The organism is Ensifer sp. ENS03 (genome assembly GCF_014852035.1).
In the GTDB taxonomy this organism is placed as follows: domain Bacteria; phylum Pseudomonadota; class Alphaproteobacteria; order Rhizobiales; family Rhizobiaceae; genus Ensifer; species Ensifer adhaerens.
Genome location: NZ_JACVAV010000002.1, coordinates 360,213 through 383,464, shown reverse-complemented (window position 1 = coordinate 383,464; position 23,252 = coordinate 360,213). Strand labels below are relative to the sequence as shown.

Here is a 23,252-nt window from a genome sequence, read left to right as displayed (position 1 = left end):
CGGCTAAGTTGAGCTTGTTTCCGAGGCTTGTCGATGCCCAATCTTAATCCCGGCAATTGTCGCTTCGGTCGTCGAAATTCTCAACGGGCATAGGGTTACGTGAGCGTAACGTATGTTACATTTCAGCGTTTTTACTTGGGGTTGGGGATCGAGGCCGCCACGATGTGTCGGTCGCATTCGATCGCAAGACCGCGGCACTGGCCCGGATCGCGATGGCACTTCAACTCTGGTGTTGTAATTCGTAACGTTATCTCCCAACGTGAGGCATGAGGCGTTTTCTCTTGGTTATGCTTGGAAAAGTTGCTGGGCACGGAACGGCGCGTCTTGCTGCTTGCGATAGGGGCGGCAGAATTTCGAGGGCTTGAGAAAAAGGCGGTGTCGTCTCCGCAAGGCGGCCGGTTCGTAAGGTGACGAGGAGGGGAAGCAATGATGGACGAGGTTATCCGAAGGCTCGGCGCACTTGGCGTTCAGCTCCCGACGCCGCCGAGGCCGCTCGGCGCCTATCGCGCGGTGATCGAGGCGGGTGAGATGCTTCATGTTTCGATGCAGGGGCCATTGCTGGACGGGCGCTTCGTGCATACGGGGCTGCTCGGGCGCGATGTGACCATCGACGAGGGGCGCAAGGCCGCAGAGTTGGCAGTGCTCAACGCGCTGGCGCAGATCCATGAGCATCTCGGCCGTTTCGAGCGTATTCGCCAGATCGTCCGGCTGGAGGGACATGTCGCCTGCACTGAGGATTTCCTGGAGCACCCGAAGGTCCTCGACGGTGCTTCCGAGCTTCTGGCGGCCGCCTTTGGCGAAAGGGCTGGCCATGTTCGCTCCGTCTGCGGCGTGCGCAACCTGCCGGGCAACGCCTCTGTCGCGGTGACGCTGACGGCCGAACTCTTGCCGCCGGAGTTCTGAGGTAGCACGGCACGTGTTTTAGCGTGGTCGCTATCGCGGGCGTCGGATTGTGTCCGGCGCCCAATTTTCGGCTTGCGTTACGTAATGTTATTTAATAACAAATCTCGCATGACGAAACGCCGCATGTTGATAGATCCCTCCCGCCTGTGTCGTGCGGTTGTCTCATCTGCCGATTCATGCGAGGAAGGCGTTGATGGTGCTGCGTCCGCGACAATGCGGAAGCGGCTGAAAAGGGAACACGGAACGGACGACCCTGATGGGGCCGAGACCGTGGCTGCCCCCGCAACTGTGAGCGGAAAGCGCATTCACACCATGTCACTGGTCGAAGACCGGGAAGACGTGGATGCGCCACGACCCGCGAGCCAGGAGACCTGCCATCGAACCGATCAACCACAACGGACGGGGTGTTCCGATGGAAAAGAACTGGCTTTCATACGACGGTTTTCCGTCCTCTTGCCGTTTCGCCATCTCTTGCCGTCAGTCCGGCGGAGGGCAGGAATGGCTGAGCCGAATTTCCGACAGCACAAGATAACGGTCTGCACCGATTGCCGCTTCACCGGCGGCCCATGCGTGCCCGGTGCCGAGCTGATCAAGCGGCTCAACCTGAGCATCGCAGCGCTCGGCGCACCGCTCGATCGCGACTTCTCGATCGCCGGAACGGTCTGCATGGCGGCCTGCACGCGGCCCTGCACCATCGCCTTCCAGGCAACGGGGAAGGCGACCTATCTCTTCGGCGACGTCTCGCCGGAAGAGGACATCGACGATCTCGTGCGCTTTGCCACAACCTATGCCGAGCGTGGCGATGGCATGACGCGGGCGGCGGAACGGCCGCGCGGGCTGAAAGGCAAGACGCTTGCCCGCATTCCCGCGGCGATGCTCGTCTCCGAAGATCTTGGCGGGCACTTCCAATGAGGTCGCGCAGAGGAACGAACCCATGAGCTGCAACGCAACGGGTGCAGCCCTCACGGTCGAGGGCCTTCGCTGGGGGCCGCGTTCGGGCCTGACGCTGGTCAACGACATCGGCTTTGCGATCGCGGCCGGCAGCCGGCTTGCGATCCTCGGGCCGAATGGCGCCGGCAAGACCTCGCTTCTGCGCTGCCTCTACCGGGCGGTGCAGCCGAACGCCGGCCGTGTTTCGGTCGATGGCGTCGATCTCTGGTCGATCTCAGCGCGCGAGGCGGCAAGGACAATCGCCGTCGTCTTGCAGGAGATGCCCGGCGATTTTCCCTTCAGCGTGCGCGACGTCGTGATGATGGGACGCATTCCGCGGCGGGAGGGCCTGAGCGGCTGGAACGATTTCGACCGCGAGCGGGTGCAGCATGCGCTCGCGCATCTCGATCTCGCCCATCTTGCCGGTCGCCAGTTCTCGACGCTTTCGGGCGGTGAGAAGCAGCGGGTGCTGATCGCCCGCGCGCTGGCGCAGGAACCGCGCATCATCATCCTCGACGAGCCGACGAACCATCTCGACATCCGCCACCAGCTCGAAATCCTCGAGCTCTTGCAGACGCTGAAGCTGACAATCGTCTCGACGCTGCACGACATCAACCTCGCCGCCGAGTTTGCGACAGATGTCGCGATCTTGACCGCCGGGCGGCTGACGGCCTTCGGCCCGCCCGAAGAGGTGCTTAGCCCCGGCGAGCTTTCGGCCGCCTTCGGCGTCACCGCCACCGTTCACAATGCCGCTGCCGGCGGCGCCCGCTTTTCCTTTTCACTTCCTCGACAGGGATCGATTTCATGAAGATCAATATTGCCCCATTTTCCCTTCTTTTCGTGCTTGCCGCCGCCACGCCGGCGCTCGCCTATCCGGTCACCGTCAAGAGCTGCAACCGCGAGGTGACCTTCGACGCGGCGCCGAAGCGCGCGATCGCCAACGACGTCAACCTGGTGGAGATGATGCTGGCGCTGAGGCTCCAGGACCGCATGGTCGGCTATACCGGCGTTTCCGGCTGGAAGACGCTGGACGAGAAGCTGCGCGAAGGCGTCAAGGAACTGCCGGAGCTTTCGGAGAAATATCCGACCAAGGAAGTGCTGCTCAACGCCGATGCCGATTTCCTCTTTGCCGGCTGGAACTACGGCATGAAGGTCGGCGGCGAGGTCACGCCCGAGACATTGGCGCCCTTCAAGATCGGCGTCTACGAGCTGACCGAATCCTGCATCCACGTGATGGCCAAGCAGAAGCCTGATATGAACGACATGTTCGTCGATCTTCTCAATCTCGGCCGCATCTTCGGCGTCGAGGATCGCGCCGAGACGCTGGTTGACGGCTATCGCCGCCAGCTTGCCGAAATCACCAAGGCGACCGCCGGCAAGGCTAACCCGACGCGGGTCTTCGTCTATGATTCCGGCGAAGAGAAGCCGTTTACTTCCGGCCGCTTCGGCATTCCGACGGCGATGATCGAGGCCGCCGGCGGCGCCAACATCATGGACGACGTGGAAAAGAGCTGGGTGGAAATCTCCTGGGAACCGGTGATCGAGCGCAACCCGGAAGTGGTGGTCATCGTCAACTACGGCGAGGTGAAGGCCGAGGACAAGATCGCCTTCATGAAGAACAATGCGGCCTTCAAGAATGTCGATGCCGTCAAGAACGATCGCTTCGTCGTGCTCGATTATGTCGAGGCGACGCCAGGCCCGCGCAACATCGACGCCATTGCCAGGCTTGCCAAGGCCTTTCAGGGCGAGGGCCTGTAAGCGATGCTGGCTGAGGATGCGTCGCCTGGTTCCGTCGCCGTTTCACGCCTAGCGCCGGCACGGGCGCTGAAGGCGGGTGCCGGTCTCATGGCGGCGCTTTTGCTGCTGGCCTTGACCGTCACGGCCGGCGTATCGCTCGGCTCGGCGCCGATTCCGGTTGCGACCGTCTGGTCGATCATCGCCAGCAAGATTTCTCCGGGCAGCGTCGAGGCTTTCTGGTCGGCGGGGCGCGAGAGCATCGTCTGGGACGTGCGCCTGCCGCGCGTCATGCTGGCGGGCCTCGTCGGCGCCGGGCTGGGGCTGACTGGCGCCGTGCTGCAGGCGGTCACGCGCAATCCACTTGCCGATCCGCATCTGCTGGGCGTTTCCTCCGGCGGCGCGCTCGGCGCGATCGTGGCGCTGCTGCACACCGGCATGATCCTCGGTCTTGCCACGGTGCCGCTCTTTGCCTTTGCCGGCGCGCTGCTCGCAACCGTGCTCGTCGCCTTCGTCTCCCGCGTGCTCGGCAGCAGCGCCGACCGTCTCGTGCTGGCCGGCGTCGCGGTCGCCTTCGTCTTGACATCCGTCGGCAACCTCATGATTTTCCTTGGGGACCCGAGGGCGACCCATACGGTCATCTTCTGGATGCTCGGCGGTCTTGGCCTGGCGCAATGGTCGCAGCTCGTCTATCCCGGCGTGGTGCTTTTCGCGTCCCTCGGCTGGCTGATGATCCGGGCGCGCGAAATCAATGCGCTCGCCATGGGCGACGAAACCGCGATGACGCTCGGCATTCCCGTGCGCCGCTTCCGGCTGACGCTGTTCGTCGTCACCGCACTTCTGACCGGGGTGATGGTCGCCTTTTCCGGCGCGATCGGTTTCGTCGGGCTGATGGTGCCGCATTTCGTGCGGCTTCTGGCCGGCAGCGACAACGTGCGGGTCATTCCGCTCTCGGCCTTCTTCGGGGCGCTGACGCTCATCCTTGCGGATCTGGCGGCCCGCGTCATCATGGCGCCGGAGGACATGCCGATCGGCGTCGTCACCGGGCTCGTCGGCGGTATCGCCTTCATTGCCATCCTGAAGCGACGCGCGTAAGGCGGGTAGGAACACGTTATGGACAAGGGCCGGTTCCGGCCTATGTGTTAGCGCAGCCGAGGGATCGGCGATTGGCCCGCATGAGGAGCATATGGCGAACGAAGCTGACATCTGCACGCCGCAGGACGTTCTGAATTTCTGGTTTGGCGAACTCACCTATGACGACTGGTTCGGGACGAGCCACGAACTCGACCAGTCCTGTATCCGCCGCTTCCAGGCGTCGCACCTGGCGCTGGCCCGTGGTGTCGACGAGATCTGGCGCGCGAGCCCGGAAAACCGGCTGGCGGCGATCGTGCTTTTGGACCAGATGCCGCGCAACATGTTTCGCGGCACGCCGCTCGCCTTTGCTACCGATTGCCTGGCACTGCACGAGGCCAAGCTCGCCGTTGGCGCCGGTGCCGACATGGCGATCAAGCCGGAATGGCGCGCCTTCGTCTATCTGCCCTTCGAGCATTCGGAAAACCTTACCGACCAGACCATGTCGGTGAAGCTCTTTACCGAGCTCGGCGATGCCGATTATCTCGACTATGCCATCCGGCACCGCGAGGTGATCGAGCAGTTCGGTCGTTTCCCGCATCGCAACGCCTTCCTGGCGCGGCCCTCGACGGAGGCCGAACTTGCCTATCTGGCGCAGCCCGGCGCCGGTTTTTAACGGGAAAGCGGGCGCTGACGGGGATTTATCGCCGTTCTTTGCATCTTTCCGCCGTCTTTCGTATTCACATCGAAACGTGAAGACGGCCGGAGCGATTCCGGACCACGGTCTCAATCTGCAAGGATCATGAAATTGCGTTCTGTCGGAAAACTGCCCGCCATTCTCGTCTGCCTGCTGGCGCTTGCCGTGGGCGGCCCGGTCATGGCCCAGAAGGCGGCGCAGCCGACAGCGCAACAAACCGCACAGGCAAACGGGCAGGCGGGCCAGAAATCGGCACAGCCGGCGCAATCGCCGCAAGGGGCACAATCGTCCCAGACCGCCGCCCAGCCTGCTGCCGGCAAGCCGGCGCAGGAGGCGCAGCCAGCGGAGAACGGGGCGACCCCCGGTGCCACGGAACCTGCGGCGACAACCACACAGCCTGCCCAGAATGCCCAGCCGGCGGCCGATGCCTTGCCGGCGGATGCGACGCCGCCGGCCCAGAGCCAGGCGGCCGAGCAGCTGACCAAGGCCGACGAGGAACTGAAGGGACTGACCGAACGGGTCGAGAAAGCCAAGGACGACGACATCGTGCTTGCCGACCTCAAGGTTCAGGTCGACGCGCTCGCCAAACAGATCATCGGCGTTTCGGTTTCGACCCGCCCGCGCCTCGACGAAATCAAGGCGCGGCTGACCGAACTTGGCGATCCGCCGGCCGAGGGGCAACCGCCCGAAGCCGACATTGTGACGGCCGAGCGCAAGCGGCTGATGGCCGAACGTGGTGCCATCAATGCGCTGACCGGCGAGGCGGAAGGCCTGTCGGTGCAGGCGACGAAGCTGTCCAACGCCATTACCGCGACAAGGCGCGCGCTGTTTTCCAATACGCTCCTGAAGAATACCGAAGTGTCGACCGGAATGTTCGACGACGCGCTGACGGCGACGGCGGACGAGACCCGGGTGCTGTCGCGCAGCGTCGGTAGCTGGCTGAGCTTTGCCTGGAACTACAAGCGCGTGCCGCTCCTGACGGCGCTGTTCCTGTCGCTGCTGGCGGCGCTCGTGTTCCTTTCCGGCAGCCGCAGGCTCTTTCGCCCGCTGATCGAGCATGACATTACCGATGAGGAGCCGAGCTACTTCCGGCGGCTCTCCGTCGCATTCTGGTCGACACTGATCCCGACCATCGCGTCGGCCGCCTTCGCGGTCTCGAGCTTTCTGTTCCTGCGCGGCTTCAACGTGCTGCGTTCCGATATCGCACCGATCATTGCAATCACGCTCGGGGTCGCCGTCGTCGTCTTCTTCGTGACGAGGCTCGCTCAGGCCGTGTTGTCGCCGCGCGATTCGCGCTGGCGGCTCGTCCGGGTTTCCGATCGCGGCGCGCGGATGCTGATGATCGCGATCTTCGCCATGGCGCTGGTCAACGGCCTCGACTACCTCTTCGGCGGCGTCAGCGAGGCGCTCGGTTCGCCTGTCGTCCTGACCGTCGTCAAGAGCTACATTGCCTCCATCGTCATCGGCCTCATCATCATGGCTTCGGCCTGGATCAAGCCGACGCTCAGGAAGGATGAATCCTTCGATGCCCATGGCCGCGCCTGGCCGCGGGTGGTGTCTTTCGCGCTGCTCGCGACCGGCGCCTTGCTCATCATTGCCGCTGTGTCGGGCTATGTCGGTCTTGCCCGCTTCATCGCCACGCAGATCATCATTACGGGCGCGATCCTCGTCACGATGTATATCGGCATCCTCACCGGCCGGGCGGTTGCCAAGCAGGGCGCCTTTGCGGAGACCGCCGCCGGGCGTTATCTCGAGCGGCGCTATAATCTCGAACAGGTGGCGCTCGACCAGATCGGCCTTGCCGCGGGCCTCAGCATCTACGCGCTGGTCGTGATGTTCTTCATCCCGCTGATCCTCTTGCAGTGGGGCTTCCAGGTCGCCGACATCGAGTCCTGGGCCTACCGGATGGTGACCGAGATCAAGATCGGCTCGATCACGATTTCGCTGGTTGGCATCCTCGCCGGCATCCTGTTCTTCGCGCTCGGCTACGCCGTTACCCGTTTCGTGCAGCGCTGGATCGACGGCAACATCATGGCACGCAGCCGGGTCGATGCGGGCGTGCGCAACTCGATCCGCACCGGCATCGGCTATACCGGCGTCGGGCTTGCGGGGCTGATCGGCCTGTCGGCGGCCGGCATCGACCTCTCCAACCTCGCGCTCGTTGCCGGTGCTCTCTCGCTCGGTGTCGGTTTCGGCCTGCAGAACATCGTCTCGAACTTCGTTTCGGGGCTCATCCTGCTCGTCGAGCGCCCGTTCAAGGTGGGGGACTGGATCGTCAGCGGCACGACGGAAGGTTTCGTCAAGCGCATCTCTGTCCGCGCGACCGAGATCGAGACATTCCAGCACCAGTCGATCATGATGCCGAACTCGCTGCTCATCAACGCCTCGGTCGGCAACTGGACGCACCGCAACAAGCTTGGCCGCTCCGAAATCGCCATCACCGTCACCTATGCCAGCGAGCCGCGCCGGATCATGGAGCTGCTCGCCGAGATCGCGGCCGCCCATCCCATGGTCTTGAAGAACCCGTCGCCGAGCGTCGGCTTCACCGCCTTTGGTGATGACCGCATGACCTTCGAATTGCGCATCTACGTGGCCGACGTCCTGACCGGCGGCGGCGTGCGCAACGACCTGCGTGTCTCGATCTACGAACGCTTCCGCGACGAGGGCATCGGTGCGCCGTTCCCGGTCAAGATCGAGGACGTGCCGGTCGAGGACCAGACCGGCATCGAAAGCCACCACCCGGAAGAGGTCGGCGAGCCGAAGGGCGCCACCTCCGCCGAGGAAAGGGCCGCAGCCAAGTCTGCCGCTTCGGACAAGAAAACTGCCGCTGCGGCGCCGCTCGACGAGGAGCGCGAAGTGGAGGGGGCAAGCAGCCGCCGGAGCGCCAGCCGCCGGGCAAACCCAAACCGCTGATAAACGGACCGTTCAGCCACTATTCAGCCGGCCTGCCATAAAAAGCATGCAATTCTTCTGGTGACCGACTACGCTGGTCATCGGCTGAAGAGGTGGCCGGCGCAGCGTCGCGTAACCGACGGGGCGGCCGGCTCGGCAAGAGGGCGGCGCGTCTGGCGTCGATGGGCGATGAAGAAATTTGTGATTGCTTTGCTTTCCGGTTTGCTGATGGCCGGGGCGCCGATGGCCGGTGCTGCCAGTGCCGCGACTGTCACGAACAAGGACAGCGAGACCGCCGTTCTGATCGTCGTCGAGGGTGAAAGCCGTGTGGAAGTGGCGATCGCATCCGGAGCGACCGAAATGATCTGCCCCAGCGGCTGTTTCGTCACCGCGCCGAGCGGTGACCGCATCGGCCTGCAGGGCGATGAGAACGTCGAGATCGTCAACGGCAACGTCGTCGTCAAGTAACCTTTCATTCCGCGACAGCGGCGCGGCAGGCGCGCCGCTGTCGGGCGGCACTCCATTCGCTCGATAGCTCGGCAGGTGCCGTCGCTGATGGCGCCGGCAACCCCTCTAGTAACGGTCGCGGTGCTTTCTTCGCTCCAAGCCTAATCCCAAGGGATGGGCGCGGGCGCCGAAGCTCTCATTCGTTCGGGCGGGCAAGCCCGCCTCGGGCCTGCCGGACACTCTCCTTGCATTGACAGGCTGCATTGCCGGTAGCACGCTTGGGCGTTGGGGTGACGCGCGTGGTCGCGATCATCCGCGCATTGCCGGGGGGAGCCATGCCATTCCTTCGCATCGCCTTGTCCGTTCTGCTAGTGCTTTTCGCATCGGAGGCGCTGGCCGAAAAGCGTGTGGCGCTGGTCATCGGCAATTCCGCCTATCAGCATGTGGCCACCTTGCCCAATCCCGGCAATGACGCGCGCGACATGGCGGCAAAGCTCGAAGGGCTGGGCTTCGAGGTGGTGACGGGCGCCGATCTCGACCTCTCGGGCGTGCGCCGTGCGGTGCGGGACTTCGTCGGCCGGCTCGACGGCGCCGACCTCGCGCTGTTCTTCTATGCCGGCCACGGCCTGCAGGTGAACGGCGAAAACTATCTCGCCCCCGTCGATGCCACGCTCGCTTCCTCTGTCGATCTCGAATTCGAGGCGGTGCCGATGAACCTGATCCTGTCGGCGATGGAGCGCAGTACACGGGTCAATATCATCCTGCTCGACGCCTGCCGCGACAATCCGCTAGCGGTCAATCTCGCCCGCTCGATGGGCACGCGCTCCGCCTCGGTCGGCCGCGGTCTGGCCAAGGTCGGCACCGGCATCGGCACGCTGATCGCTTTCTCCACCCAGCCCGGCAATGTTGCCCTCGACGGATCGGGGCGCAATTCGCCGTTCACATCGGCGCTCTTGAAACATCTCGGCCAGCCGGGGCGCGACATTACCCGCGAACTGATCGACGTGCGCCGCGACGTGCTGGCGGCAACCGGCGGCAAGCAGGTGCCCTGGGACAATTCCTCGCTGACCGGCGAAGTGGTGCTGAAGCCCGTCGTTGACGGCAAGCCGGCGCCGGCCGAGGCGCCCGCGACGGGTGAGGCCGCCGAGCTTGCCTATTGGGAAACGATCAAGGATGCGACCGACCGCGACCTCTTCGACGCCTATCTGCAGCAATATCCCGACGGTGCGTTCGCATCGCTCGCCAAGGCAAAGATCAAGATCATCGAGCGGGCTTCAGTGCCTACATCCGAAGGCGTGCCCGGCGGATCGGGTGGCCAGGCCGTGGCGGCCATCGATCCGGCGCTGGCCGCGCCCAATGCCGACGACACGACATTGGCCCGTTCCGTACAGGTTGAGCTCAACCGGCTGGGCTGTCGCGCCGGCAGCGAGGATGGCGTCTGGGGTGCCGGCAGCCGCAAGGCGCTCGAAGCCTTCGGCAAGTTCGCAAAGGTCGACCTTGCGACGCTCGAACCCTCCAGCGACGTGCTCGGTCGCCTGAAGTCGGAGAAGGTGCGGATCTGCCCGCTTGCTTGCGGCCGTAACGAAGAGGCGAAGGATGGGCGCTGCGTCACGATCCGGCGCGAGGCGAAGCTGCCGCAACCAGGCGAGACGCAAGGCACGATCAAGGCACCGCAGAAAAACACCGGCACCCGCGCGATCAGCCCACCGGCCGAACTGCAGAAAAAGAGCTTTGCCAATTGCCCCGCAAATGCCGATGTCGCGTTCCGGCAGATGTTTGCCCGCGGCTCGGGCCGGGGCCGCATGACGATTTCCGCCACCCATTCCTGCGGCCGGGCCTTTGCCTGTCATCGCACCGCTAGGGGCCAGCCGTGGGATTGCGGCTGGCGGTAACGCGGACAGCGCATGCTGGCGCCATCGAACGGGGTTGGCGTGAAGGACGGCGGCGTTTCTCAACCCTCGCGCGTCATTTCAGGGCTTGATTTCGCTGCCGCATGCGCAAGGATCGCCGCGATGGTCAAGGCCGGTTCCGGCAAGGGAGGACACCCCATGAAGCTCCAGCTTATCCGCAATGCGACACTCAAGCTCGACTATGCCGGTCACACGGTGCTGATCGATCCCTTTCTAGGGCCGAAGGACAGCCTGCCGTCCTTTGCGGGGCGGGCGCCCAATCCGCTGGTCGGGCTGCCGTTCGACACCGATACCATTCTTGCCGGGGTCGAACTCGTCATTATCTCGCATCTGCACGAGGACCACTTCGACGACACCGCCAAGCATCGCTTGCCGAAGGGGCTGCCGATCTTCTGCCAGCCGGGCGACGAGGAGGCGATCCGTGGCGCTGGTTTTCGCGACGTCACGCCCCTTCTCGGCAAGGCGCAGTGGCAGGGCCTGAAGCTCACCCGACGTGACGGCAGCCACGGCCTTGGTCCTGTCGTTCAGGACATGGGGCCGGTCATGGGTTTCAGCCTTGAGGCCAAGGGCGAGCCGACGGTTTACTGGGCCGGCGACACGGTGCTCTATCCGGCCATCGAAAAGACCATCCACGATACGAAGCCGGATGTGATCGTCACCCATTCCTGCGGCGCACGCTGGGACGGCGCCCTGATCGTGATGGATGCGGCGCAGACGATCGCGGTCTGCGAGGCCTCCAAGAAGAGCATCGTGGTTGCAACGCACATGGAGGCGCTCGACCATGCGACGGTCAGCCGAGGTGATCTCCGCGCCGCCGCCAGCGCCCACGGCATCGCCTTGCCCAGGTTGCTCATTCCGGATGATGGCGACGTGTTGACCCTGATACCGCCCGTGGTCTAGGCGGCCGACACGTCGCAGCAGGCAAGCTGTTGTGCGGCACGGCTGCCGGGGGCGCCTTCTTGACCGGCTGCGGTCTTGATCCGCTCTCGCTTGCCACAGGTATCTGTGAATATTCGAAAATTCGCGCATATTAAACACAACGAAATCCTCCGCCGCAGGAGCGGTCACCGTTGTGGATCGAAAGCTCGCAGCCATCCTGGCGGCCGATGTCGCCGGCTTCAGTCGCCTCGCAGCGCTCGACGAAGAGAACACGCTTCGCGCGCTCGACCTTTGCCGGGGGCGGATTGCCGAATTGGTGGATGACCATGGCGGCCGCATCTTCGGCAGTGCCGGCGATGGTCTCGTCGCCGAGTTTCCAAGCGCTGTTCAGGCCGTCCGCTGCGCGGTGGAAATCCAGCGCGGTCTTCTCGATGCGCAGGAACTGCCCCCCGAACGCCGCCTGCAGTTTCGCATCGGTGTCAATCTCGGCGACATCGTCGTGTCGGGAGACGATCTGCTTGGCGACGGAGTCAATATCGCCGCGCGCCTGCAGGAGATCGCCGTCCCGTCGGGCATCTGTATTTCCGGGGCGGTGCGCGAACATCTCGACGGCAAGGTGCCCTTCGCGCTGACCAGCCTCGGCGAGCGGACCTTGAAGAACATCCCCCGGCCCATTCTGGTTTTCCGGGTCGACTGGCAAGACGAGATCGCTGTCGGAGGTGGCGTCCTCGACGGGGCGCCGCTGGCCGGTCGCAGCAAGGACCAGCCGTCGCTCGTCGTCATGCCCTTCGACAATCTGAGCGGTCCAGGCGACGAGTACTTCGTCGACGGTGTCGTGGAGGAGATCACTGCGGCGCTCTCGCGCGTCCGGGATTTCTTCGTCATCGCGCGCCAGTCCGCCTTCACCTACAAGGGGCGCTTCGTCGACGTGCGTGACGTCGGCAGGGAGCTCGGTGTCACCTATGTGGTTGAAGGCACCGTGCGCCGCGGTGGCGACCGGCTGCGCATTTCCGTGCAACTGGTCGACGCCGAGACGCGGACCCAATCCTGGTCGGATCGCTACGAGGGCGCAATCGAGGATATTTTCGAGTTCCAGGATCGGATCGCCGCGCAGGTGGCAGGCGCCATTCACCCCGCCATCCGCGATGCCGAGATCGAGCTTGCCAAGCGCAAGCCGCCGGCCAGTCTGCGCGCCTATGATTTCGTCATGCGCGCCTTCCCCAATCTCTGGGGGCGCCGCAGGGATAGCAACAACCAGGCGATCGAACTGCTTCGGCAGGCGATCCTGGTCGATCCCGGCTACGGCCGCGCGCATGCGCTTCTGGCGTGGTGCCATGCCTCGAGCGCCTCCTACCTATGGACCGACCGGCCGGAGTATGAACTGGATCAGGCGCGTGCAGCGATCGAAGGTGCAGGCTCGATCAGCGACGATCCGACGGCTCTGACTGCGGCTGGCGCGGCAATGAGCATCTGCGGCGATCAGGATCGCGCCGCCACCTTTATCGAAAAGGCGCTGGCGCTTGATCCGAACAATGCCTGGGCATGGGCTCGGCTCGGCTGGATCGCGATCTTCACGGACGATCCCGCACGCGCAACGGAGCGGTTCCGGCGTGGGATGACGCTGAGCCCGAGAGACCCGCTCGCATTCAACATGAAACTGGGGATGGCTTTTTCCATGGCCATGCAAGGGGCTCTCTGCGAAGCCATCGCGATCGCCCAGGACGTCGTCAACAACTATCCTGACGTGACCTGGTCCTATCGCCACCTCGCGGCCTGGTCCGCGATGACCGGGGACATGGAGACCGCCCGATGGGCGGCGCAGAAGCTGCTGGCAGCAGAGCCGGGGTTCACGATCGAGCGGTATCGGGCACTGCCCTGGTTTCAGAGGATACCGCAGTGGCAGCATCAGATGGCCGAGGCGCTACGGCAAGCCGGCTTGCCGAACGCTGATCGCCGCTCGAGGGATATGGGCGTTCCGTTCCCGGCCAGCCTCACGGGATCGAGAAAATGCTGATCTCGTTCGTGATGCCTCTGAGCGCGACATTGTGCGATTGCGGGTTGAGGCCGCGATCGCTGAGCAGGCTCGAGGCGCGCGGATCGTCGAGCACCGAACCGGTCGCAAAGATTTCGCGCGAGCTGGCGAGGTGCTGGACCCGAGAGGCGATGTTGACCGTCTGGCCGAAATAGTCCTGCCGCTCGTTGAGGCTGACGGCGATGCACGGTCCCTCGTGAATGCCGATTTTCAGCAGCAGGTCTTCCGAGCCGCGGTCCTCGTTCAGCTGTCGCATGGCGTCGCGCATGCGCATGGCGGCCGCAACCGCCCGGTCCGGCGTCGGGAAGGTGGCCATGACGGCGTCGCCGATCGTCTTGACCACCGCGCCGGCTTCCGCCGCAACGATCTCGTTGACGACGCTGAAATGGGTCTTCACCAGATCGAAGGCGGCGAGGTCGCCGACCCGCTCGTAAAGCTCGGTCGAGCCGCGCAGGTCGGAGAAGAGAAAGGTGAGGCTGGTGATCTTCAGCCGCTGGTCCACGTCGATCGTGTCGGTGCGGTAGATGTCGCGGAAGGTCTGGTTGGAGAGCAGCCGCTTGGCGGTCAGGAACGGCCGGCGGCGGCCGAGGATATCGTGCAGCGCGTCGTTGGCGATGCAGACCGAGGGCAGGGTGCGGACATCCGTGTGGTTTTCCACCTGGATGCGCAAGGGACCGGGTTGCATGGTCAGCGCTTCGTCGTGGCGATGGCCGCGGTCGAAGACGAGCGACAGCGTGCGCCGCTCCTTGGTCGGCTCGCCCTTGACGTCGATGAACTGCGCGGCATGGGTCACCGGCTCGAAGATGATGATGAATTCCGCCGGCATCTGCAGCGAGATCACCGCCTTTTCGCCGGGCGGCAATTCCAGCGCCTCGATCATGAAATCGTCAACCTGGGCCTCGTAGCCCTCCTCGGGCAGCTCGATGCCGGAGCCCCAGTAGATCTGCCGGAAATATTCGAGCGGCGTCAGTTCGTGCGGGCTGTGGGCCTCGATGTGGCGTATGCGCGGGTTCACGGTGAAGGTCACCTCCACCATCTCGTCCAGTGTCGGCTCATAGCCGGCGGCGCAGAGCGAGCAGGTATAGGTGTCGCTCTGCACGGTCTTCAGCGAGGTGTTGGCATCGAGCACGCCGCCGCAGCCTGGGCAAAGCACATTCCAGGAAAGCTCGAAAAGGCCGAGGCGGGAAGCATGCAGGAAGGCGGCGATCGCCTTCTCCTCGTCGAGCCCGTGCTCGGCGGCAAAGGCGAGTGCGTTGATGCGGCCGAGTTTGCGGTCCGGCGCTTCCCGGACAAATCGCTCCAATACGCCGGCGATTTCAGGCTGCACGGTCTGGCGCAGCATATCGAACAGAGGCTGGGCTTCACTCATGCCGGCATCCTACACCGAAAACGGGCGCCGGGGCAGACGGTTTATCGGTGAGGATTGGTCGAGGGGAAAGCGGCCGACCGCCTTCCCGTCATTCGCTACGCTCCACCTCGCCAGCACTCCTCAGGCTACCTTGCGGTCGCGACCGAAGGGATCGCCAAGCACGGACTCCGTGTGCAGGCAGGCCTGCCAACCGCTGTTCTCGCGTATCCAGGTGGTGGCGTCGGCGGCTTTCAGTGTCAAAGGCTGCCCGTCCACATCCATCTCTTCCGTCACCGTATAGGCGATGACGGCGACGTCCTCGCGCGGAAAGACCACGCTGACGTCGTCGAGGCGGAACGATTTGAGCTTCCAGGAACGCTCGGCCTGTTCTGCCATTCTGCGATAGTCGTCCGGCGTGAGCACCGCTGCGCCTTGCGCGCCGACGACGATCGAGCGTTCGGGCAGCATGGCCACGGATGCCTCGGTGTCCTTCTCCAGAATGCTTCGCCAGAATTCCTGTTCGAGGTCGATAATCTCCTGTTCGTCGGCATGTGCCATGGTTTGTACCTCCGTTTGGCATACCGGCAGAAGGCGTCAAACGGCGAAAGGTTCCGCCAAGACAGTCGGGTTCAGGCGATCTCAGAGCGCATCTTGATGCCGGCAACAAGCGCGGGAACCGAACAACCGACCACGTCGTTTCCCTGGTCTGGCATCAGTGGTTGCGACAGGGGATAGGATCATGACGGCGCTATCGGGAAAATGCCTTTGCGGTCGGGTCGCGCTCTCGGTGCGCGGCGAACCGATCCGGGTCGGCATCTGCCATTGCATGGACTGCCGCAAGGAGAGCGGATCCGCCTTCACCTTCTATGGCATCTGGCCCGCGGAACAGTTTGAATATTCGGGCGAAATTTCGGATTTCCAGGGCCGGTGCTTCTGTTCGCATTGCGGCTCGCGTGTCTTTTCGGTCGACGCGCGCGAGGCGGAGGTCAAGCTCGGCATCCTGTCCCCGGCGCCGACGCCGCTGAAGCCGAGCTACGAGCTCTGGGTCAAGCGCCGGGAGCCTTGGCTGCGGCCAGTGGAGGGTGCCGCGCAGTACCAGGAAGATCGCGAACGCACCGGCGACGAGGAGCCGGCCGACACTCGCTACTAGGCCCGTTTCGCTACAAATTCGAATCCCCTTAAATGAGCATCGATTCATGCAGTGAATTGTGCTTTAGATCAAAGCGTTGCCGCCCCCGTCCGGCCGAGGCGTCGTCGGCGAGCGGACGCTGGGGGAGTGAATGTCGGCACGGCCTTCCTTACGAATTTCCACGCCACTCAACGGACTGCTGGCAGCGCTCGGCCTTGCCGCCGTCGCGGCGCTGACGACGCGCAATATCGGCGCGACGGCGCGGTTGTCGCTGGAGGTGGTGCTTGGCGGCCTCTGGCTTTTCTATGTGCTGCAACTGGCCGATACGCTCGCCGCCTGGCCCACGGCGGATCGTCGCGCGCTGATGCCGCATCTCGTCATCGATATGGTGGCCGTCGTCGTTCCGCTGGCCGCCTTCCTGTTCGCCGATCCGCGCGACCAGAGCCTTTATTGCGGAGTCTGGCTCTTGAAGCCCTTGCGCCATTCCACCTTCTTCCGGCTGCTCGGCCGGGTGGTGGCGCGCGCCGCGCCCAATCTCGTCGGCGTCACCTCGCTCTTCGGCATCGTGCTCTTCGGCGCATCGCTGGTCGCCTATCTGATCGAGCGCGACATCCAGCCGGACAAGTTCGGCAGCATTCCGCAGGCCATGTGGTGGGCGGTGGTGACGCTGTCGACCACCGGCTATGGCGACGAGATCCCGCAGACACTGGCCGGCCGGGTGCTTGCCGGTCTGGTGATGATGAGCGGTATCGGCATCTTTGCGCTCTGGGCGGGCATTCTCGCCACCGGGTTTTTCGAAGAAGTGCGCCGACAGGATTTCGTGCGCAACTGGCAGCTGGTCGCGGCGGTGCCGCTGTTCGAAAAGCTCGGCTCGGCCGCCTTCGTCGAGATCGTCAGGGCATTGCGGCCGCGGGTGGTGCCGGCAGGTAGCATCATCTGCCGCAAGGGCGAGCCGGGCGACCAGATGTACTTCATCGTCGAGGGGCGCGTGACGATTGCAACGCCGTCACCGACGCCGGTCGAGCTCGGCCCCGGCAGTTTCTTCGGCGAGATGGCGCTGATATCGGGTGAGCCGCGCTCTGCGACCGTCACGGCTGCCACAGAAGTCTCTTTGCTGTCGCTCTATTCGGAGGATTTCCAGATGCTGTCGAGCAGCAATCCGGAGATCGCCGAGGTCATCCGCCGGACCGCCGAGACGCGGCGTGGCCGACCCCCGGAGGCATGAGAAAAGCCGGCGTCACGGCGGCCGGACGTCTCAAGCCGGCACGCCGGTCTCGTTAATTCGCCGGCCGCTTATTAACACCGAAGAAAGCCTTTCTCCTCTAGCATGGCGCCTGCAAGTTACAGCGACTAGGCGGGCATGAAGAACGCGCGGAGCTGTAGGGGGACACTCTTTCACATAGGCGTTCAATGTCATTTTTTGGCGTTTCCGGAATGTATTATTCCGGCGAATCCCTTGCCGAGCACCGCATCGTGCTTGCCGAGGACTCCAACCTCTTTTCCTCGATGGTCTCGAAGCGGCTGAAAGAGCTGTTCGACATCGATGTCATCGTCTGCCGTGACTATGACGATCTGCAGTTCGCCGTCGAAAACGCGACATTCCCGGCCTCGCTCGCCATCTCCAACATCAACCTGCCGGGGGCGGAAAACGGCGAGGCGCTCAACTACCTGATCGAGATGAGCGTGCCGACCGTCGTCTTCACCGGCTCGTTCCAGGAATCGACGCGCGAGAAGATCCTGGCCAAGGAGATCGTCGACTACGTCATCAAGGACAGCGTCTTTGCCGTCGACATGCTGGCAGAATCCGTCTGCCGGTTCCTCACCAACCACAAGCACCATGTGCTGATCGTCGACGACAGCCCGACCGCACGCGCGCTGCTGACGACGCAGCTCAAGCGCTACAACTTCCGCACCAGCTCGGCCGAAAACGGCGCGATGGCGCTGGAGCTCCTCAAGAACAATCCGGATATCGGCCTCGTCATCACCGACTACAACATGCCTGATATCGACGGCTTCGAGCTGACGCGGCGCATTCGCAGTTCCTACGGACCGCACCAGCTGCGCATCATCGGTGTTTCGTCGTCGACCAACCGGCTTCTTTCGGCGCGCTTCCTCAAGGCCGGCGGCAACGACTTCGTCGTTCGTCCCTTCGTCAACGAGGAATTCTACTGCCGCGTCAACCAGAACCTGGATACGCTGACCAAGATCCGCACACTCAGTGAAAAAGTTAGGGTTCCTGCTTAACCATCAAAGCAGGATGGGTAAAAACCCCTAAGAATTATTGGGTTCGTGCATCAAAAACGCCGCGCACAGGTTGCCGTATTAACGAAATTGCAATCCGAACGGTCTTCAATCCGCCGCAGCAGGAGCGGGGAACCCGGTCACACGGATCACGCCGGCCGAAAGGCCAGGCGCGGCAAGTGGCCGGGTTGAAGATTTCGGGAGCCAGCGTCACCCCTTGAGGGAAGCACGCCTGTGGCTCGAGAGGGGTTGCAGGGACGTGAGATTGCGCCGCACGCCAGGCCGGGTGAATTCTGTGCAGAAGCACAGTGACAAGCGCATGCTGCTTGTCGAAGATTCCCGGATGTTTGCGACGGCGCTGAAGTACGGGCTTGAGTCCGTCCACGGCATTCGCGTTACCCATTGCAACTCGCTGGCGGCGCTGAAGGAAGCGCTGGAGCAGGCGCCGGAGAGCTTCTCGCTCGCCGTTCTCGATCTCAACCTGCCGGATGCGCCCAATTGCGAGGCGCTCGAATTCATCCTCGACAACCAGGTGCCGGCCGTCGTCTTCACCGCGGCCTTCAACGACCATACGCGCGAGGAAATCCTCAGGCGCGGCGCGCTCGATTGTGTCATCAAGCACCAGCCGGAATCGATCAATCTTTTGATTGGCGCCGTCGATCGGGCGCTGACCAACGGCAAGACGACGGTGTTGCTTGCCGATTCCGATGCCGCCTCGCGCAGCGAACTGGCCGGCATCTTGAGGCGCAAGCGGATTTCCGTCTGCGAGGTCGCATCTGCCGCCGATGCGCTGCAGGTGCTCGACAGCGGCGAGGCCGTCGATCTCGTCGTCACCGACCTTGATCTCTCCGACATGTCCGGCGCAGCGCTGCTTGCCGAGGTGGAACGGCGGCGGGGCGACGGCGCGGTGCCGGTCATCGGTCTCTCCGACAGCGGCGACCGGCGTGCCGGCGCCCGCTTCCTCGAAGCGGGCGGTACGGATTTCATTCAGAAGCCCTTCCTCGAAGCGGAGTTCAATGGGCGCATTGCGCAGGCGGCCGGTGTGCAGAAGCGGCTGCAGACGCTGCAGCGGCAGGCGGCCAGCGACTACCTCACCGACCTCTACAACCGCCGTCACTTCTTCGTGGCGGGGCCGCGGCTGGTCGAGCAGTGCCTCAGGCGCGGCGAGCCGACGGCGATCGCCGTGCTTGATATCGATCATTTCAAGCGCCTCAACGACACCTATGGCCACGAGATCGGCGACATCGTGCTGAAGCATGTGGCCAAGCGCCTCTCCGTGCTCGTTGGCGAGGACCATCTGCTCGCCCGCCTCGGCGGCGAGGAGTTCGGCATCCTCTTCAACGGCTGCGACGTGCGGCGCGCCTTCGCCTTTTGCGACGCGCTGCGCCTGGAACTCGCAAAATCCCGCATCGTCGCCGACGACGAGGAGCTGACGATTACCGTCTCGATCGGGCTTGCCACGATCGAGACCTCGGAGGCCTTCGAGAACTACCTGCATGCCGCCGACCAGTTTCTCTACATGGCCAAGCATGCCGGCCGGAACCGGGTGATTTCCGAGTTGGCGCTGCTCGACGCGCTGGCCTCGTAAACTGCCGGGCCAGACCGGCAGGCCCACCCGGAAATAATGATCCGTCACCTGTCGGCTTGGAACGAAGTCGATCGTCCTTCGGTTACCGCACATGATCAGGCGGCACGAGGAGGACCAAATCATGACCAATGTCGTTTCAAATCTCTGGTTTGCGAAGGAGGCGCGCCAGGCCGTCGACTTCTATGTTTCGCTCGTTCCCAATTCGGCAATCATCCGCGTCACCACCTTGCCGGCGGAAAGCCCGAGCGGACCGCCCGGCAGCGTGACGACCATCGAGTTCACGCTCGGCAACCAGGAATTCCTTGCGCTCGAAGCCGGGCCTCTCGATCCGTTCAACCATTCCTTCTCGATCATGATCCAGTGCGATACCCAGGAGGAGATAGACCGGATTTGGAACGCGATCAGCGAAAACGGTGGACAGATCGAACAATGCGGCTGGATCCGCGACCGCTGGGGGTTGTGCTGGCAGATCGTGCCAAGGGTGCTCGGCGACATGGTCGCCCATTCCGACCGTGCGCGCGCCAAGCGCGTCACGGAGGCGATGCTCGGTATGATCAAGCTCGATATCGCCGAACTGGAGCGGGCGTTTCACGGCTAGAAGCCGGTTGTCTCGTGGGTGCAGGACCCGCAAGTTATGGAAGCGGCAGGCGGGCCATGCCCCGCCTCCAGCGACGCTCGAGATGCCAGGCACAAGGCCGCCTGCCTGCGCAACCATGGGGCGCTTTTTGTCGCGAAGACATCTACCCGTTTATGAGGGAACCTTTTACAGGATGACAAGGCTGGCCGGCGCGGGGGCACTTGGAAGCGCACTGGCTGTTGGGGGGAGACGACGTGAATTTACAGATGTTTACGAGTGTTGATGGCCGTATCGGACGTCAGGCCTGGTGGTTGGCGCAGATCGTTATCTGCATTGCGGCGATAGCCGCGATGTTCGCCGGCGGGGCGTTGTTGGCGCTTTCGGGCGTCGACAATTATGCTGCGGGATTCAGCCTTATGCATATGCTTGTCATCCTCATCATCGCCGCGAGTTTCTATTTCGGCTTAACGGTCAACACCAAGCGCTGGCACGACCATGGCCGTTCCGGGTGGTGGAACCTTGCGCTGTGCGTCCCGGTCGTCGGGCCGCGCTTGGGCCTCGTCATGTTGGGCTTCCTCGCAGGCGAGGAGGGTGACAACCGCTTTGGTCCGCCGGTCCTACGCTTCGTCGGAGGTGGTGCCGCGCGCTTCGGCCGCGCCGGTCAGTGACGCCGGGCTGTAAGTCAAAGGGCTACGGCGACGTTTGTGTGCGTCCGACCCTGCACGTGCCAAGCGCGTGACGGTGGCGATGCCGGGCATGATCAAGCCGGATATTGCCAAGATTGAGCGTGCAAACAGCTTTGGGCCCCCGACCGTCGGGCGTCGAGCCTTGCCGGTGCCGGATCGGTCTCGGGCTATGCCGGTCCGCCAGGAACAAGGCCGACCTTTCGGTCGTGCCCCGCAATCGCTTTACTTGCTCTTCTGCGGATAGATCGTTTCGCCGCGCTTCAGCATCTCGACGAAGGTCTCGATCTTCTTTTTGCGCCCGGCTTCGGTCTTCATGTTGTGGGTGCGGAAGGCGAGCGCGAAGCGGTTCTGTGCGCTGAGCTTGCCAAGCATTTCGCGGGCTTCGGGCTCAGCGTCGATCGCCGCCTGCAGGTCGTCGGGGATCTGCATGTCCCTGCCGCTGGCATAGGCCCGGTCCCAGCGGCCGTCGGCCTTGGCGGCATCGACCTGTTTGAGCCCGTGCTCAGTCATCCGGCCCTCGGCAATCAGGCGCGCGACATTGTCGACATTGATCTGGCTCCAGATGCTCTTCTTGCCGCGCGGCGAGTAGCGCTGGAGGAAACTCCTGTCGTCGTGCCCCTTGCGCACGCCGTCGATCCAACCCCAGCAGAGCACCGCGTCGATCGCCTCCTTGGGCGTGACCGAGGCGAGGCCGGAGCTGACCTTGTGGGTCTTGATCCACACTTCGGTTTCGCTCTGGTGGTGAGCGGCGAGCCAGTCGTAGAAGCTCTGGAAGTCCTTGAATTCGTGAACCTTGGCGGGATCGATCTCCACGGGGGCCATCGTTCGTTGTGCTCCTCGCTCCGCTGAAACGCCGACCATTCAATCCAAAACAGCGGCGCGTGCAAGCGTCATGACGGCACAAGCGGAAAGTGTCACCAACGAAAAAAGGCGGAGAAGCTCCGCCCTTGTCTGATCCATATGATCTGCCGCTTATCGCGCCATCTGCAGCGTCAGCTTGCGGTCGGCGCGCTCCTGCTGCGGCGAGCGGTTGTAGAGTTCGCGATAACACTTGGAGAAGTGCGAGGCGGAGACGAAGCCGCAGGCTACGGCCACTTCGACCACCGGCATCGACGACTGGATCAAGAGGTGCCTTGCGCGGTCGAGGCGGATTTCGAGATAGTAGCGCGCAGGCGAGCGGCCCATTTCCTGGCGGAAGAGGCGCTCGATCTGGCGGCGGGAGAGATCGGCGCCCTCGGCGATTTCGAGCAGCGAAAGCGGCTCGGCGAGGTTTGCCTCCATCAGTTCGATGATGGACAGCACCTTGGCGTTCTGCACGCCGAGACGGGCGCGCAGCGGCAGGCGCTGGCGGTCATGGGGCCCGCGCACGCGATCGGTCAGCGCCTGTTCGCAGACGCGGTTGACGAGGCTCTCGCCGAAATCCTGGTCGATCAGGTTCAGCATCATGTCGAGCGAGGCGGTGCCGCCGGCGCAGGTGTAGATGTTGCTGTCGATTTCGTAGAGGTCGGCATAGACGTCGACCTGCGGGAAGCTTTCGGAAAAGCCCGGCAGGTTTTCCCAGTGGATGGCGCAGCGCTTGCCGGTCAGAAGACCGGCCGACGCCAGCACATGGGCGCCGGTACAGAGGCTGCCGACGGCGACGCCGCGATTGTAGACCTCGCGCAGCCAGGCATTGACCGACTTGTTGTTGAAGTCCTCGACATAGATGCCGGAACAGACCAGCACCATCGAGGGGCGGTTTTCGCCGCCGAGAAACTTGCGCTCGTCTGCAAGCGACGAGTTGACCTCGAGCGCGATACCGCTCGACGACAGGACCTTTTCGCCGTCGGACGATGCGAGGCGCCAGGAATAGGCCTCGTAGCCGAGCATGCGGTTGGCGATGCGGAGCGTTTCGATCGCCGCCGAAAAGGGCAGCATGGAAAAGTTCGGCACCAGGAAGAAGACGAGAGAACGCTTTTTGGTCAGTGGCTTGTTCATGAGGCTTCCCATGCTTGGCGATGCGGTATATTCGTCGCTTGGAAGATACTCTTCGGCTTGTCTGTTTGCGACATTCGCATGGATAGCAGCGACCGCAAAGAGATTTCGCATTGCGACATCGCGCGGTGAAAGGCGGCTCGGCCCCGCTTTCAGGCTTTTGTAAGGAAAGCGACAGTTTTTACAGCACTGTTGACGCTATCGGACAAGAACT

Annotated in this window: 21 protein-coding genes and 1 riboswitch; of the genes, 17 read left to right on the top strand and 4 right to left on the bottom strand. The window is 63.7% G+C overall.

Going from position 1 to position 23,252, the window contains the following annotated elements; translation table 11 throughout:
• The first annotated feature begins 426 nt into the window (after positions 1-426).
• The 11 genes from IB263_RS08510 to IB263_RS08460 all read left to right on the top strand — a co-directional run bounded on the left by IB263_RS08510 (position 427) and on the right by IB263_RS08460 (position 13,477).
• Positions 427-903, top strand: a complete 477-nt coding sequence (locus IB263_RS08510) for a RidA family protein (protein ID WP_200949942.1) — start codon at positions 427-429, stop codon at positions 901-903.
• A gap of 177 nt (positions 904-1,080) precedes the next feature.
• Positions 1,081-1,297, top strand: a riboswitch (cobalamin riboswitch).
• 104 nt (positions 1,298-1,401) lie between these two features.
• Positions 1,402-1,815, top strand: coding sequence for a DUF1636 domain-containing protein (locus tag IB263_RS08505; protein WP_034788085.1), 414 nt, complete (start codon positions 1,402-1,404; stop codon positions 1,813-1,815).
• Between the two features lie 22 nt (positions 1,816-1,837).
• On the top strand, positions 1,838-2,641 hold the full coding sequence (locus IB263_RS08500) for an ABC transporter ATP-binding protein (RefSeq protein ID WP_060584840.1): 804 nt from the start codon (positions 1,838-1,840) through the stop codon (positions 2,639-2,641).
• A complete protein-coding gene (locus IB263_RS08495; RefSeq protein WP_060601113.1) occupies positions 2,638-3,591 on the top strand; it encodes an ABC transporter substrate-binding protein in 954 nt (317 codons plus the stop codon). The genes IB263_RS08500 and IB263_RS08495 overlap by 4 nt, the downstream gene beginning before the upstream one ends.
• 87 nt (positions 3,592-3,678) lie before the next feature.
• Positions 3,679-4,662: an iron ABC transporter permease gene (locus tag IB263_RS08490; RefSeq protein WP_113506228.1), complete on the top strand. Its 984-nt coding sequence runs from the start codon at positions 3,679-3,681 to the stop codon at positions 4,660-4,662.
• A gap of 91 nt (positions 4,663-4,753) precedes the next feature.
• Complete coding sequence (locus IB263_RS08485; RefSeq protein ID WP_192438259.1) at positions 4,754-5,314, top strand: DUF924 family protein; 561 nt, start codon at positions 4,754-4,756, stop codon at positions 5,312-5,314.
• A gap of 126 nt (positions 5,315-5,440) precedes the next feature.
• Entirely contained in the window at positions 5,441-8,248 is a 2,808-nt protein-coding gene (locus IB263_RS08480) for a mechanosensitive ion channel family protein (RefSeq protein WP_162741178.1), read from the top strand.
• A 168-nt stretch (positions 8,249-8,416) separates the two neighbouring features.
• The gene (locus tag IB263_RS08475) at positions 8,417-8,695 is read left to right on the top strand and encodes a hypothetical protein (RefSeq protein WP_034788099.1); all 279 of its coding nucleotides are present in this window, start codon (positions 8,417-8,419) and stop codon (positions 8,693-8,695) included.
• Between the two features lie 314 nt (positions 8,696-9,009).
• The gene (locus IB263_RS08470) at positions 9,010-10,566 is read left to right on the top strand and encodes a caspase domain-containing protein (protein ID WP_112770956.1); all 1,557 of its coding nucleotides are present in this window, start codon (positions 9,010-9,012) and stop codon (positions 10,564-10,566) included.
• A gap of 156 nt (positions 10,567-10,722) precedes the next feature.
• On the top strand, positions 10,723-11,484 hold the full coding sequence (locus IB263_RS08465; RefSeq protein WP_034788518.1) for an MBL fold metallo-hydrolase: 762 nt from the start codon (positions 10,723-10,725) through the stop codon (positions 11,482-11,484).
• Positions 11,485-11,656: 172 nt separating this feature from the next.
• Positions 11,657-13,477, top strand: coding sequence for an adenylate/guanylate cyclase domain-containing protein (locus tag IB263_RS08460; RefSeq protein ID WP_192438257.1), 1,821 nt, complete (start codon positions 11,657-11,659; stop codon positions 13,475-13,477).
• Here IB263_RS08460 and IB263_RS08455 read toward each other — a convergent pair.
• Both IB263_RS08455 and IB263_RS08450 read right to left on the bottom strand, forming a co-directional pair.
• Complete coding sequence (locus tag IB263_RS08455) at positions 13,455-14,864, bottom strand: adenylate/guanylate cyclase domain-containing protein (RefSeq protein WP_034788105.1); 1,410 nt, start codon at positions 14,862-14,864, stop codon at positions 13,455-13,457. The two genes, IB263_RS08460 and IB263_RS08455, sit on opposite strands and share 23 nt — an antisense overlap.
• 120 nt (positions 14,865-14,984) lie before the next feature.
• Positions 14,985-15,401, bottom strand: a complete 417-nt coding sequence (locus tag IB263_RS08450; protein ID WP_192438255.1) for a nuclear transport factor 2 family protein — start codon at positions 15,399-15,401, stop codon at positions 14,985-14,987.
• A gap of 181 nt (positions 15,402-15,582) precedes the next feature.
• On the opposite strand from IB263_RS08450, the gene IB263_RS08445 reads away from it, so the two are divergent.
• From IB263_RS08445 to IB263_RS08420, 6 genes are all read left to right on the top strand, one after another.
• Complete coding sequence (locus IB263_RS08445) at positions 15,583-15,993, top strand: GFA family protein (RefSeq protein ID WP_192438252.1); 411 nt, start codon at positions 15,583-15,585, stop codon at positions 15,991-15,993.
• A gap of 130 nt (positions 15,994-16,123) precedes the next feature.
• Complete coding sequence (locus IB263_RS08440; RefSeq protein WP_192438250.1) at positions 16,124-17,197, top strand: cyclic nucleotide-gated ion channel; 1,074 nt, start codon at positions 16,124-16,126, stop codon at positions 17,195-17,197.
• 185 nt (positions 17,198-17,382) lie between these two features.
• Positions 17,383-18,216, top strand: a complete 834-nt coding sequence (locus IB263_RS08435; protein ID WP_034788121.1) for a response regulator — start codon at positions 17,383-17,385, stop codon at positions 18,214-18,216.
• A 292-nt stretch (positions 18,217-18,508) separates the two neighbouring features.
• Positions 18,509-19,801: a diguanylate cyclase gene (locus tag IB263_RS08430; protein ID WP_226020692.1), complete on the top strand. Its 1,293-nt coding sequence runs from the start codon at positions 18,509-18,511 to the stop codon at positions 19,799-19,801.
• Between the two features lie 121 nt (positions 19,802-19,922).
• A complete protein-coding gene (locus IB263_RS08425) occupies positions 19,923-20,399 on the top strand; it encodes a VOC family protein (RefSeq protein WP_034788525.1) in 477 nt (158 codons plus the stop codon).
• A 200-nt stretch (positions 20,400-20,599) separates the two neighbouring features.
• Entirely contained in the window at positions 20,600-21,046 is a 447-nt protein-coding gene (locus IB263_RS08420; protein WP_192438248.1) for a DUF805 domain-containing protein, read from the top strand.
• Between the two features lie 240 nt (positions 21,047-21,286).
• On the opposite strand, the gene IB263_RS08415 is transcribed toward IB263_RS08420, so the two are convergent.
• The gene (locus IB263_RS08415) at positions 21,287-21,886 is read right to left on the bottom strand and encodes a YdeI family protein (RefSeq protein ID WP_113293983.1); all 600 of its coding nucleotides are present in this window, start codon (positions 21,884-21,886) and stop codon (positions 21,287-21,289) included.
• Positions 21,887-22,036: 150 nt separating this feature from the next.
• Positions 22,037-23,041 (bottom strand): GlxA family transcriptional regulator, encoded by a 1,005-nt coding sequence (locus IB263_RS08410; protein ID WP_034788530.1) that lies wholly within the window; start codon positions 23,039-23,041, stop codon positions 22,037-22,039.
• Positions 23,042-23,252: the final 211 nt, after the last annotated feature.